This is a genomic window from Pseudomonas fragariae (ex Marin et al. 2024) (genome assembly GCF_059621105.1).
Genome location: NZ_CM184369.1, coordinates 463575 through 475644, shown reverse-complemented (window position 1 = coordinate 475644; position 12070 = coordinate 463575). Strand labels below are relative to the sequence as shown.

The 12070-nt window shown below is 62.9% G+C and carries 12 protein-coding genes; 11 read left to right on the top strand and 1 reads right to left on the bottom strand.

Going from position 1 to position 12070, the window contains the following annotated elements:
* The first annotated feature begins 3 nt into the window (after positions 1-3).
* Genes AC54XV_RS02165 through AC54XV_RS02120 form a run of 10 tightly spaced genes read left to right on the top strand, consistent with a single transcriptional unit; the run spans position 4 to position 9519 of the window.
* Positions 4-453, top strand: coding sequence for an acyl-CoA thioesterase (locus AC54XV_RS02165; RefSeq protein ID WP_003316680.1), 450 nt, complete (start codon positions 4-6; stop codon positions 451-453).
* Positions 450-1064 (top strand): outer membrane lipoprotein carrier protein LolA, encoded by a 615-nt coding sequence (locus AC54XV_RS02160; protein ID WP_011266396.1) that lies wholly within the window; start codon positions 450-452, stop codon positions 1062-1064. The genes AC54XV_RS02165 and AC54XV_RS02160 overlap by 4 nt, the downstream gene beginning before the upstream one ends.
* On the top strand, positions 1048-3411 hold the full coding sequence (locus tag AC54XV_RS02155; protein ID WP_024660835.1) for an MMPL family transporter: 2364 nt from the start codon (positions 1048-1050) through the stop codon (positions 3409-3411). The genes AC54XV_RS02160 and AC54XV_RS02155 overlap by 17 nt, the downstream gene beginning before the upstream one ends.
* 54 nt (positions 3412-3465) lie before the next feature.
* A complete protein-coding gene (locus AC54XV_RS02150) occupies positions 3466-4713 on the top strand; it encodes an NAD(P)/FAD-dependent oxidoreductase (protein WP_011266394.1) in 1248 nt (415 codons plus the stop codon).
* A complete protein-coding gene (locus AC54XV_RS02145; protein ID WP_024660837.1) occupies positions 4710-5444 on the top strand; it encodes a class I SAM-dependent methyltransferase in 735 nt (244 codons plus the stop codon). The genes AC54XV_RS02150 and AC54XV_RS02145 overlap by 4 nt, the downstream gene beginning before the upstream one ends.
* Complete coding sequence (locus tag AC54XV_RS02140; RefSeq protein ID WP_024660838.1) at positions 5441-5923, top strand: hypothetical protein; 483 nt, start codon at positions 5441-5443, stop codon at positions 5921-5923. Before AC54XV_RS02145 ends, AC54XV_RS02140 begins: the two co-directional genes overlap by 4 nt.
* Positions 5920-7116 (top strand): beta-ketoacyl-[acyl-carrier-protein] synthase family protein, encoded by a 1197-nt coding sequence (locus AC54XV_RS02135; RefSeq protein WP_024660839.1) that lies wholly within the window; start codon positions 5920-5922, stop codon positions 7114-7116. The genes AC54XV_RS02140 and AC54XV_RS02135 overlap by 4 nt, the downstream gene beginning before the upstream one ends.
* The gene (locus tag AC54XV_RS02130; protein WP_003346295.1) at positions 7113-7568 is read left to right on the top strand and encodes a hotdog family protein; all 456 of its coding nucleotides are present in this window, start codon (positions 7113-7115) and stop codon (positions 7566-7568) included. The genes AC54XV_RS02135 and AC54XV_RS02130 overlap by 4 nt, the downstream gene beginning before the upstream one ends.
* The gene (gene fabG / locus AC54XV_RS02125; RefSeq protein ID WP_024642358.1) at positions 7565-8293 is read left to right on the top strand and encodes a 3-oxoacyl-ACP reductase FabG; all 729 of its coding nucleotides are present in this window, start codon (positions 7565-7567) and stop codon (positions 8291-8293) included. Before AC54XV_RS02130 ends, fabG begins: the two co-directional genes overlap by 4 nt.
* The gene (locus AC54XV_RS02120) at positions 8293-9519 is read left to right on the top strand and encodes a beta-ketoacyl-ACP synthase (RefSeq protein WP_024660840.1); all 1227 of its coding nucleotides are present in this window, start codon (positions 8293-8295) and stop codon (positions 9517-9519) included. The genes fabG and AC54XV_RS02120 overlap by 1 nt, the downstream gene beginning before the upstream one ends.
* A gap of 236 nt (positions 9520-9755) precedes the next feature.
* On the opposite strand, the gene AC54XV_RS02115 is transcribed toward AC54XV_RS02120, so the two are convergent.
* The gene (locus AC54XV_RS02115; protein WP_003402997.1) at positions 9756-10646 is read right to left on the bottom strand and encodes a LysR family transcriptional regulator; all 891 of its coding nucleotides are present in this window, start codon (positions 10644-10646) and stop codon (positions 9756-9758) included.
* Positions 10647-10761: 115 nt separating this feature from the next.
* Between AC54XV_RS02115 and AC54XV_RS02110 the strand changes: the two genes are divergently transcribed.
* Positions 10762-12030, top strand: coding sequence for an MFS transporter (locus tag AC54XV_RS02110; RefSeq protein WP_011266387.1), 1269 nt, complete (start codon positions 10762-10764; stop codon positions 12028-12030).
* Positions 12031-12070: the final 40 nt, after the last annotated feature.

Sequence of the window (12070 nt, the reverse complement as noted above, 5' to 3'; positions counted from 1 at the left end):
TACATGCGCAGTAAGGGTTTTCTGCACATCGACACTGAAATCGTCGTGCCGTTTTTCGACGTCGACATGATGAACATCGTCTGGCACGGGCACTACGTGAAGTACCTCGAAGTGGCGCGTTGCGCGTTGCTCGATCATATCGGCCATAACTACATGCAGATGCTCGAATCCGGTTATGGTTGGCCGGTGATCGATCTGCAATTGCGCTATGTGCGCAGCGCCGTGTTCGGTCAGACACTGAACGTGCGCGCCAGTCTGGTGGAGTGGGAGAACCGCTTGAAAATCAATTACCTGATCACCGATGCACACACCGGTGAGCGCCTGACCCGCGCCAGTACTGTGCAGGTCGCCGTCGACAGCCAGAGCCGGGAAATGCAACTGGCTTCGCCGCAAGTGTTCATCGATGCCGTGAAAAATGCCCTTGAGAGCACAATAGAGAGCGCCTCGCCATGAACCGCCCGCTTCGCACCTTGATTCTGCTGGGTCTGCTGTGCCTTTCGTCCCTGGCGCAGGCTTTCGACCTGCAACAACTGAGCGACCAGCTCGCCAAACCTGCCGTGGTGCAGGGTCGTTTCGTTCAGGAAAAACACCTGCGCGCCCTGCCGCAACCGCTGCTCAGCAAGGGCCGCTTCGTGCTCGCCAGGGATTTCGGGCTGCTCTGGCTGCTGGAAACACCGCTCAAGCAGGATTACCGCATCAATGCCGACGGTATTGCCCGTCGTGAAACCGCTGGCAATGTCAGCACCTGGAAGCCGGTGCCGAACAAGAACGCCGGCGCCGAGCAGAACCGTCTGTTTCTGGCGGTCCTGCAAGGCGACAGCAGCGGCCTGCAACGGGATTTCGACTTGCAGCTCAAGGGCGAAGCGACTGCCTGGCACCTCACCCTGACGCCACGCTCGATGCTGCTGCAACAAGTGTTCAAGCAGATCAACATCGACGGCGGCGAACTGGTGCAGCGTATCGAGCTGCTGGAAACCCAGGGCGACAGCACGGTCCTGAAAATGATCGACAGCAGCAGTGCCACGACCCTGACCGATGCGCAGCGTAATGACTTCAAAGACTGAGCGGCTGTTGCCGCGACTGTTCCTGCTGATTCTGGCGGGCGTATTGGCGCTGGCTGGCTGGCAGTGGCACGACCGCTCGCCGCTGTCGGCCAACCTGATGGAGCTGGTGCCGGGCACCGATAACGACGAACTGGTGGTGAGCGCCGAAAAGCGCATGCAGGAACCGCTCAACCGCGAAATGCTGGTGCTGGTGGGCCACAGCGATCGGCAGAAGGCCGTCGAACTGGCGCGCAACCTGGCTGAACAATGGCAGTCGACCGGCCTGTTTGAGAAGGTCCAGTGGTCGCTGCAGGCCGACCTGCCCGCGTTGCGCACCCAGTTGCTGCAAGGGCGCATCGCCATGTTGCCGACAGCGGACCGCACACTGCTGATCGACGACCCGAAAACCTTCATCGAACAGCGCGTACAGACGCTGTTCGACCCGTTTGCCGGGTTCAGCCTGGTGCCTGGTCAGGATGACTGGCTGGGGCTGACCGGACGTATCCAGAACGGCCTGCCGAAGCAGGGCTCGGTCGAGGCGGACCTGGCCAGTGGCGCGCTGGTGGCCAGCGCCGAGGGTAAAAGCTGGGTACTGCTGCGTTCACGAACCCGAACCGATGCCTTCGATATGCACCTGCCCGGCCAGGTTGCCGACCTGCTGGCGCAAGCGCGGGTGCAGGCCAGTCAGGCAGGTGGTCAATTACTCGCCGCCAGCGGGCTGCTTTACGCTGCCGACGGGCAGAAGCAGGCCAGCCGGGAAATCACCTGGGTCGGCGGTGGCGCAACGGTCGGTATCCTGTTGTTGCTGTTGCTCGCCTTCCGCCGCTGGAGCGTGCTGCTGGCATTCGTGCCGGTGGTGGTCGGCATGCTGTTCGGCGCGGTGGCCTGCGTCGCGCTATTCGGCAGCATGCACGTCATGACACTGGTGCTGGGCTCCAGCCTGATCGGCGTCGCGGTGGATTACCCGCTGCATTACCTGTCCAAGAGCTGGAGCCTCAAGCCCTGGCGCAGCTGGCCCGCCTTGCGCCTGACCCTGCCGGGCCTGAGCCTGAGCCTGATCACCAGTTGCATCGGCTACCTGGCGCTGGCCTGGACGCCGTTCCCGGCACTCACGCAAATTGCGGTGTTCTCGGCGGCCGGCCTGATCGGCGCCTACCTGACGGCGGTGTGCCTGCTGCCCGCGCTGCTCGCCAATGTCGAGATCAGCCCTGCCCAGTGGCCGCTGAAACTGGCGCAATTGATGCTCGATTGCCGCGCCGCCTTGTTGCTGCGCATCAGCACACCGATTCTGCTGGTGCTGCTGTTGGCCTTCTGTGGCGGCGGGCTCTGGCACCTGACCACCAAGAACGATATCCGCCAGTGGGTGGCAGCGCCTCAGACGTTGACCGATGAAGCCCAGGCCATCGCACGGATCACCGGTTATCAACCCACCAGCCAGTTCTTTCTGGTGCGCGGCAAGGACCAGCAGCAATTGCTGGATCGGCAGTCCGAACTGACCCAACGGCTCGACCAACTGGTCAGCATGGACAAGCTGCAAGGCTACATGGCGCTCAACCAGTTGCTCGATTCGCCTGCCGAACAACAGGCCACCCGCGATGCACTGGGCAAATTGCCGCAATACTGGGCACCGCTGGTGCAACTTGGCGTTCCGGCCAGCGCCTTGAAGGCTGAACTGGCCCAATTGCAGGTACTGCCGACGCAAGACGTCGATCAAGCGCTTCAAGGCCCGCTGAGCGAGCCGTGGCGCACGCTCTGGCTGGGACCGACCCGCGATGACAATGGCGATCAAGGTGTCGCCAGCATCGTCAGCCTGCGCGGCATGAACAGCATGGCGTTGCTGCGCGTGCAGGCCATCGGGCTGGAGGGCGTGCAACTGGTCGACCGCCTGGGTGAGCTCAACGAGGTGTTTGCCCACACACAGATCAGTGCAGCGGAATTGAAGCTGGCGTCGTGTGTACTGATCGTCCTGCTGCTGATCACTCCGTTTGGCTTCGGTGGTGCGTTGCGCATCGTCGCCCTGCCGCTGCTGGCGGCCCTGTGCAGCCTCGCAAGCCTGGGCTGGCTCGGTCAGCCGCTGACCCTGTTCAGCCTGTTCGGCCTGCTGCTGGTCACGGCGATCAGCGTCGATTACGCCATCCTGATGCGCGAGCAGATAGGCGGCGCGGCGGTCAGCCTGCTGGGCACGCTGCTGGCGGCGCTCACCACCTGGCTGTCGTTCGGGCTGCTGGCCGTTTCCAGCACCCCGGCGATCAGCAACTTCGGCCTGTCGGTCAGTCTGGGGCTGGCGTTCAGCTTCCTGCTGGCGCCCTGGGCCAGCCCGCGTAAAGCGCTTCATTCGCCAGCCAATGCTGAAGGGCCACACGCATGAATCTTGCAGCGCTGTCGTCACTCCCTGCCACCGCCCAACCGAAAAGGAATACCTGTGCCCATCACTGATAGGGAAATTCGTCAGGTCGTCGTCATCGGTGCCGGCCCGGCCGGTTCAATAGCGGCTGCCCTGCTCAAACGCCAGGGCCATGACGTGCTGATCATCGAGCGCCAGCTGTTTCCGCGCTTCTCCATCGGTGAAAGCCTGCTGTGCCATTGCCTGGACTTCGTCGAAGAGGCCGGAATGCTGGAGGCAGTGCAGGCCGCCGGTTTCCAGCCCAAGAATGGCGCAGCCTTCGCGCGTGGCGAGCAATACAGCGATTTCGACTTCGGCGATACGTTCAGCAACGGCAGGCCGACGACCTTTCAGGTGCAGCGCAGCGAGTTCGACAAACTGCTCGCGGACCAGGCCGCGCTGCAAGGCGTGGAAATCCGCTATCAGGAAGAGATCGTCAGTGCCGACTTCGACGGCCCGCAGCCGGTTTTGCGTGTGAGGCGCGAGGACGGCAGCGAATACAGCGTGCAGGCCAGCTTCGTGCTCGACGCCAGCGGTTATGGCCGCGTGCTGCCGCGCTTGCTGGATCTGGAAGCGCCGTCGGGTTTCCCCGTGCGCCAGGCGGTGTTCACGCATATCCAAGACCGCATCGAAAGCCCGCCCTTCGACCGCCGCAAGATTCTCGTCAGCATCCATCCGCAGCACAGCGATGTGTGGTTCTGGTCGATTCCGTTCAGCGAAGGCCGCTGTTCGATAGGCGTGGTCGCCTCGGCTGAACGCTTCAAGGACAAGCCCGAGGATCTGGATGCCTGCCTGCGCACCTTTATCGCTGAAACACCGCAACTGGCCAGCGTGCTGAAAAACGCGGTCTGGGACACGCCAGCGAGAACCATCGGCGGCTACTCGGCCAACGTCAAGACCCTGCACGGCAAGGGCTTTGCGCTGCTGGGCAATGCGGCGGAGTTCCTCGACCCGGTGTTTTCTTCGGGCGTGACCATCGCCATGCGTTCGGCAAGCATGGCGGCTGGCGTGCTGAGCCGGCAGTTGCAGGGCGAAAACGTGGATTGGGAAAGCGAGTTCGCGGTGCCGTTGAAACGTGGCGTCGACACCTTTCGCGCCTATGTCGAAGGCTGGTACGACGGTACGTTCCAGAACGTGATCTTCTACCCCGGCAGCGCTCCGGACATCCGCCGCATGATCAGCTCGATTCTGGCCGGTTATGCCTGGGACGAACGCAATCCGTTTGTCAGCGAGCCAAAGCGCCGCCTGCGCACGCTCTCGGAAATCTGCGCGGGCAGTGGCTCATGAATCGACCGTTCCTGAGTGACAGTTATGTCGAGGAAACCCGCTTCGGCCTGTGGTTCCTGCGCAGCAACATCTGGCAGTACCGCGTGCTGCGCGTGGCGATAGACGACTTGCGCAGCCTGTTCGCCAGCGCGCCGCCGGTTGCGCCGGTGTTGCTCGACGCCGGGTGCGGGCAAGGCCGCTCGTTCCAGCACCTGAACAAGGTTTTTCAGCCCTCCAGGCTCATCGGTGTCGACGCCGACCCGCACAGCCTCGACATGAGTCGTGAAGAGGCGCGGGCCAGAGGCGTAGAGGTCGAACTGATCGGCAGCGACTGCGCAGCCCTGCAAGTGCCTGACGCCAGCGTCGATCTGCTGTTCTGCCACCAGACTTTCCATCATCTGGTCGATCAGCAACAGGCGCTGGCCGAGTTTTACCGCGTACTCAAACCGGGCGGCTATCTGCTGTTCGCCGAGTCGACCGAGGCGTACATCGACACCTGGGTGATTCGCTGGCTGTTCCGCCACCCGATGCACGTTCAGAAAAGCGCGGCGCAGTATCTGCAGATGATCCGCGACCAGGGTTTCGAGTTCGATGCACAGAATGTTTCGTACCCTTACCTGTGGTGGAGCCGCGCCAGGGACTTCGGCCTGCTCGAAGTCTTGAAACTGCAAAAGCCCAGGCCATTCGGGCAACGTGAGGAAACGCTGGTCAATGTCGTGGCCCGCAAACCCCTGGAAGTGGGAGCATCATGATTCGCGTACTGTTTTTAGCCTTCCTGCTGCTCGGCGGCTGTGCGGCACAAGCCCCGCTGCCGACCAGCGCACCGACCCTGCAATTGCCGATGCAGCTGCACATCGAGCGTCGCCAGGCCGATCAGCATCAGGACTGGTTGCTGATCATCCAGCGTGAAAAAGGCGGATTGCGCTGGTCGATGATGGACCCGCTGGGCATTCCCCAGGCGCGCCAGTTGCTGATCGACGGAAAATGGCAGGCCGATGGTTTGCTGCCGCCCAATCCCGAAGCCCGCGAGCTGTTCGCTGCGCTGATGTTCGCCATGACCCCGGACCTGGAAATGCATGGTCGCTACCCGACGGCTTACCGCCAGGGCATGCAGCGTCGTCTGGATGACCGCTGGCTGGTCGAATATCAATCGGCCAACGCGTTCACTGTCCGCCTCAAGGACAGGCTGAGCTACAAGGTGACACCGCTGAACAATGAGAGCCTGCCATGACTGCCTATCTCAACGCGCTGGGCCTGATCTGCTCGCTGGGCGACAGCCGTGAAGAGGTGTCGCGCAGGCTGTTCGCAGGCGACAGCTCGGGCATGGTGTTCGAAAGCGGCTGGGTGCCGGAACGTGCGTTGCCGGTCGGCGCGGTCAAATCCGCACTGCCGCCCATTCCGGCTGCCGTGCATTTGCATCACAGCCGCAATAACCAGTTGCTGCTGGCTGCCGCCCTGCAGATCGAGGATGACATCAGCCAGGCTATCACCCGCTTCGGCGCCGGACGGATTGGCGTGATCATCGGCACCAGCACCTCGGGCATTGATGAAGCGAGCGAGAGCATGGCCGTCTGGCTGCGTGAGCGGACCTTCCCCGACGATTACGATTATCGGCAACAGGAACTGGGCGCACCGGCGAATTTTCTCGCCGCCTGGCTGCAATTGAGCGGCCCGGCCTACGTCATTTCGACAGCCTGCACGTCCAGCTCGCGGGCGTTGCTCAGTGCGCGTCGGGCGCTGGACATGGGCCTGTGCGATGCCGTGCTGTGCGGCGGCGTCGACAGCCTGTGCAGGCTGACCCTGCAGGGATTCTCGGCACTCGAGGCCATGTCGCCGCAGCTCTGCAACCCGTTCTCCAGCAACCGCAACGGGATCAATATCGGCGAGGCGGCCGCGCTGTTCCTGATGACTCGTGAAGCCGACAGCAGGCACTCGATTGCCCTGCTGGGCGCAGGTGCCAGCTGCGACGCTCACCACATCTCGGCCCCCGAACCCACCGGGCGTGGTGCGCGCGATGCCATGCTGCAAGCGTTGCGCAATGCCCGACTCAAGGCGGAACAGATCGGTTATCTGAACCTGCATGGCACCGCCACGCCGCACAACGACGCGATGGAGAGCCTGGCCGTGCAGGGGGTATTTCCGAACGGCGTGCCCTGCTCGTCGACCAAACCGCTCAGCGGCCACACCCTGGGCGCGGCAGGCGCGCTGGAAGCGGCGTTTTGCTGGCTGAGCCTGGCGCCGCAGAATACCGAACAGGCCCTGCCCCCGCACCTGTGGGACGGCGAGGCCGATCCGCTCTTGCCTGCGCTGCACTGGACACATGCAGGCTCGCGCCTGACACCTGAAAACGCTCGTTACATGATGAGCAATTCGTTTGCCTTCGGTGGCAACAACATCAGCCTGATTATCGGAGATGCCCCATGACCGAGTGGCCGCTCGCCGAACTCATCCCCCATGCCGGCGACATGATTCTCATCGATCAGGTGCTGAGCTTTGACGAAGAACAGATTCGAACCCGCCTGACCGTGCGCGCCGACGGCCTGTTCAATCAAGCCGACGGCAGTCTGCCGGCATGGCTGGGCATCGAGCTGATGGCGCAGAGCGTCGCGGCCTATGCCGGTTGCAAGGCGCGCAACAAGGGCGAAGCGGTCAAGCTGGGGTTTCTGCTTGGCAGCCGCAAGTTCGACTGCAACGTGACGCGCTTCCCGCTGGGCAGCGAACTGCACATTCACGCCGTGCGTTCCCTGCAGGACGACAACGGCATGGGCATGTTCGAATGCACCCTCACCGGACCGGGTATCGAGGCTTTTGCCCGACTCAATGTATATTGCCCGCCCAATACTGCTGACTACCTGGCTGAAGGAGCCCCGGCATGACTGAATCGATACTGGTCACCGGCTCCAGCCGTGGCATTGGCCGCGCCATCGCCCTGCGTCTGGCGCAGGCCGGATACGACCTGATCCTGCATTGCCGCACCGGCCGCAGCGAAGCCGAAGCGGTGCAGGCCGAAGTCGTTGCGCTGGGCCGTCAGGCACGCGTGCTGCAATTCGATGTCTCGGACCGGGCCGCCTGCAAGGCCGTTCTGGAACAGGACGTGGAGACGCACGGCGCCTATTACGGCGTGGTGCTCAACGCCGGGCTGACCCGCGACGGCGCGTTTCCGGCGCTCAGCGACGATGACTGGGATCAGGTGCTGCGCACCAACCTGGACGGTTTCTATAACGTCCTGCACCCGTTGACGATGCCGATGATTCGCCGTCGTGCAGCAGGGCGCATCGTCTGCATCACCTCGGTTTCCGGGCTGATCGGCAACCGCGGCCAGGTCAATTACAGCGCTTCCAAGGCAGGGCTGATCGGTGCTGCCAAGGCCCTGGCTATCGAACTGGGCAAGCGCAAGATCACCGTCAACTGCGTCGCGCCGGGGCTGATCGATACCGCCATGCTCGACGAGAACGTGCCGGTGGACGAACTGCTGAAAATGATTCCGGCACAACGCATGGGCACGCCCGAGGAAGTGGCGGGTGCGGTGAATTTTCTGATGTCGGCCGAAGCGAGCTACATCACTCGTCAGGTTCTGGCCGTCAACGGGGGACTGTGCTGATGAAGCGTGTGGTAGTGACCGGCATGTCCGGCATCACCTCGGTAGGCAGCGACTGGCCGACTATCGATGCACGCTTCACGGCCAATCGCAGCGGCATTCGCCGGATGGACGAGTGGAACCGGTTTGCCGAGCTCAATACCCGCCTGGCCGGTCCCATCGACGATTTCGCCGTGCCGGGGCACTGGACGCGCAAGCAACTGCGCAGCATGGGCCGCGTGTCACGGCTGGCCGTGGCGGCTGCCGAGCAGGCCCTGATCGACGCCGGGCTGCTGAATGACCCGATCATTCGCGATGGGCGCATGGGCACGGCCTGCGGTTCGTCCACCGGCAGCACCGACGAGATCAAGGCCTTCGGCAACATGCTGATCAACTCGGTGGCCGTGGGCCTGAACGCCAATTCCTATGTGCGGATGATGCCGCACACCACCGCCGCCAACATCAGTATCTTCTTCGGCCTGACCGGACGCCTGATTCCGACCTCCAGCGCCTGCACCAGTGGCAGTCAGGGCATCGGCTATGCCTACGAGGCGATCAAGTTCGGCCGTCTGCCGCTGATGCTGGCGGGCGGGGCCGAAGAGCTGTGCCCGACCGAGGCCATGGTCTTCGACGCGCTGTACGCCACCAGCCTGAAGAATGACGCGCCCCACACCACACCACGCCCCTACGACAGCGGGCGCGACGGCCTGGTGATCGGTGAAGGCGGCGGCATGCTGGTGCTTGAAGAGCTTGAGCATGCCCAGGCACGGGGGGCGCGCATCTACGCCGAAATAGTCGGCTTCGGCAGCAACGCCGACGGCGCGCACAGCACTCGCCCCGAGCAGACCACCATGCGCCGCGCGATGGAGCTGGCCCTCGAAGACGCCAACCTGTCGCCCGACGCCATCGGTTACGTCAACGGTCACGGCACCGCCACCGAACAAGGCGACATCGCCGAGACCCTGGCCACCAGCAGCCTGTTCGGCCCGCGCATGCCACTTAGCTCGCAAAAAAGCTTTCTCGGTCACACGCTGGGAGCGTGCGGCGCGCTGGAATCATGGTTCAGCATCGAAATGCTCAACAGCGATCGCTATATCCATACGCTCAACCTGGTCGACATCGACCCACAGTGCGGCGAACTGGACTACATCGTCGGCGAACCCAGGCACATGAGCAACGAATACGTGATGAACAACAACTTCGCGTTTGGCGGCGTGAACACCTCGCTGATCTTCAGGCGTTGGGGCTAAGGGTATTCTCTGAGCCGCCTGTCGTTCCTCACGCGCCAGCCCACACACCTATCGTTCCCTACGCTCCAGCGTGGGAATACAGTTCTGCACCGCATGCACCGGTCTTGCTGCCGGTTCCCGGCAGATCGCGAGCAAGCTCGCTCCCACGGCCTGCGGCCAGAATCTCAACTATCGTGCGACGCTCCGCGTCGCATGCCGTTCTGGACGCTCCGCGTCCTATCATCCGTGCCTTTGAATCACCCTACGTTGCGCGTTAACAGCTCGGTGAACGCCTTGGCCATGGGCGATTGTTCGTCCTTGCGTTGCACCAGCCACACCGCGCTGGTTGCGCCGGGGTCGAGGACGTTGCGGTAGACCACGCCGTCGATGCGCATTCGCCGGTAGGACGCAGGCAGTACGGTGACGCCCAAGCCTGCTGCAACCAGGCCGATGATGGTCATCACTTCGCCCGCTTCCTGGGTGATCAGCGGGCTGAACCCGGCCGCGCGCGCCAGGCTCAGGACTTGCGCGTAGATACCGCTGCCATAAGTGCGCGGGAAGAACACGAACGGCTCGGCGGCCAGTGCCGCCATGTAGATCCCTTCCTCGCTTTCTGCCGCCAGCGGATGGTCGGCACGCATGATCGCCACCAGCGGCTCACTGAGCAATTCGAACACCACCAGTGAATCGGGCAATGCCAGCGGGCGCATGATGCCGACCTGAATGGTCTTGTCCTCAAGACCTGCCGCCACTTCCTGACTGGTGATCTCGGTCAGGGTCAGGTGCACATCCGGGCAGGCCTGACGGAAAGCAAAAATCGCCTGCGGGATGCTCGACGTAAACGGCGCAGACGAAGTGAAGCCAATCTTCAGCTCGCCGATTTCACCCAGTTGCGCACGCCGGGCAACATCAGTGGCCTTGTCGACCTGTGCCAGCACCAGCCGTGCTTCGTCGAGAAACAGCCGCCCGGATTCGCTCAGCTCGACACGCCGGTTGGTGCGTTCGAAAAGACGCGTGCCCAGTTCCTGCTCCAGCGTCTGAATCTGCTGGCTGAGCGGCGGTTGCGAAATCCCCAGCGCCTGGGCTGCGCGGCCAAAATGCAGCTCCTCGGCAACCGCGATGAAGTAACGCAGATGACGCAATTCCATGCGGCCTCCATTAAGTCGTTTTAAATATCAAACAGGTCGAACAATATATTGGATGGAATGATTAGCGAGCTATATGATTTTTTCATTGCCTGCTCAACCGTGCCCCGAGGTCTTTGTGAACCCTGCCGTTGCCCCGCCCACCCCCGACTTGAACACCTCGTCCGTACAGTCGTCGACACTGCCGGGCGATACCTACATCGAGAAGAACACGCCACTGTTCAAACGCACTGCACTGGCGCTGTTCGCTGGCGGGTTTTCGACTTTTACCCTGCTGTACTGCGTTCAGCCGATGATGCCCACGCTGTCCAGCGAGTTCTCCCTGACTGCGGCACAAAGCAGCCTGATCCTGTCCGTCGCCACAGCAATGCTCGCCATCGGCCTGCTGATCACCGGGCCGATATCCGATCGGCTGGGGCGCAAGCCGGTGATGGTCATGGCGCTGTTCTGTGCCTCGCTGTTCACCATCGCCAGCGCCTTGATGCCCAGCTGGGAGGGCGTGCTGATTACCCGAGCTCTTGTAGGTCTTTCGTTGAGCGGCCTGGCGGCAGTGGCGATGACCTACCTGAGCGAGGAGATCCACCCCACCCATCTGGGCCTGGCGATGGGGCTGTATATCGGCGGCAGCGCCGTCGGTGGCATGAGCGGAAGGCTGATCGTCGGGGTGATGATCGATTATGTCAGCTGGCACGCGGCGATGCTGGTGGTCGGCGGGCTGGCGCTGATCGCCGCAGCGGTGTTCTGGAAGATCCTGCCGGCGTCACGCAACTTCCGCCCGCGCTCGCTGCACCCTCGCAGTCTGCTCGACGGCTTTGTCGTGCAGTTTCGCGATGCAGGCCTGCCGCTGCTGTTTCTGACCGGTTTTCTGCTGATGGGCGCATTCGTTACGCTGTTCAACTACATCGCCTACCGCTTTCTGAGCGCCCCCTACAACCTGAGCCAGGCCGTGGTCGGTGTGTTTTCAGTGGTGTACCTGTCGGGCATCTACAGTTCAGCAAAGATCGGCTCGCTGGCTGACCGCCTAGGCCGCCGACAGGTGCTCTGGGCCGTGATCGTGATGATGCTGGCCGGCCTGCTGCTGACCCTGTTCACCCCACTGCCACTGGTGATCGTCGGTGTGCTGATCTTCACCTTCGGCTTCTTCGGCGCACATTCAGTGGCCAGCAGTTGGGTCGGACGCAGGGCCACCACCGCCAGAGGCCAGGCCGCGTCCCTGTACCTGTTCTGTTACTACGCAGGTTCGAGCGTGGCCGGCACCGGCGGCGGCGTGTTCTGGCACTACGCAGGCTGGAACGGTATCGGGGTGTTTATAGGCGTGTTGCTGCTGATCGCCCTTGGTGTGGCGTTGAGGTTGGCAAGGTTGCAGCCGCTGGGGTCGCAGGTTTAGTCACACATAGGGCGATGGCGCATAGGGTTAGCCAAGGTAC

What these genes read in the sequence shown, in the direction of transcription:
- AC54XV_RS02145 (WP_024660837.1), top strand. Translation starts at nt 4,710, where the DNA reads ATGAATCGACCGTTCCTGAGTGACAGTTATGTCGAGGAAACCCGCTTC.
- AC54XV_RS02130 (WP_003346295.1), top strand. Translation starts at nt 7,113, where the DNA reads ATGACCGAGTGGCCGCTCGCCGAACTCATCCCCCATGCCGGCGACATG.
- AC54XV_RS02140 (WP_024660838.1), top strand. Translation starts at nt 5,441, where the DNA reads ATGATTCGCGTACTGTTTTTAGCCTTCCTGCTGCTCGGCGGCTGTGCG.
- AC54XV_RS02135 (WP_024660839.1), top strand. Translation starts at nt 5,920, where the DNA reads ATGACTGCCTATCTCAACGCGCTGGGCCTGATCTGCTCGCTGGGCGAC.
- AC54XV_RS02120 (WP_024660840.1), top strand. Translation starts at nt 8,293, where the DNA reads ATGAAGCGTGTGGTAGTGACCGGCATGTCCGGCATCACCTCGGTAGGC.
- fabG (WP_024642358.1), top strand. Translation starts at nt 7,565, where the DNA reads ATGACTGAATCGATACTGGTCACCGGCTCCAGCCGTGGCATTGGCCGC.
- AC54XV_RS02115 (WP_003402997.1), bottom strand. Translation starts at nt 10,646, where the DNA reads ATGGAATTGCGTCATCTGCGTTACTTCATCGCGGTTGCCGAGGAGCTG.
- AC54XV_RS02155 (WP_024660835.1), top strand. Translation starts at nt 1,048, where the DNA reads ATGACTTCAAAGACTGAGCGGCTGTTGCCGCGACTGTTCCTGCTGATT.
- AC54XV_RS02160 (WP_011266396.1), top strand. Translation starts at nt 450, where the DNA reads ATGAACCGCCCGCTTCGCACCTTGATTCTGCTGGGTCTGCTGTGCCTT.
- AC54XV_RS02165 (WP_003316680.1), top strand. Translation starts at nt 4, where the DNA reads ATGCGCAGTAAGGGTTTTCTGCACATCGACACTGAAATCGTCGTGCCG.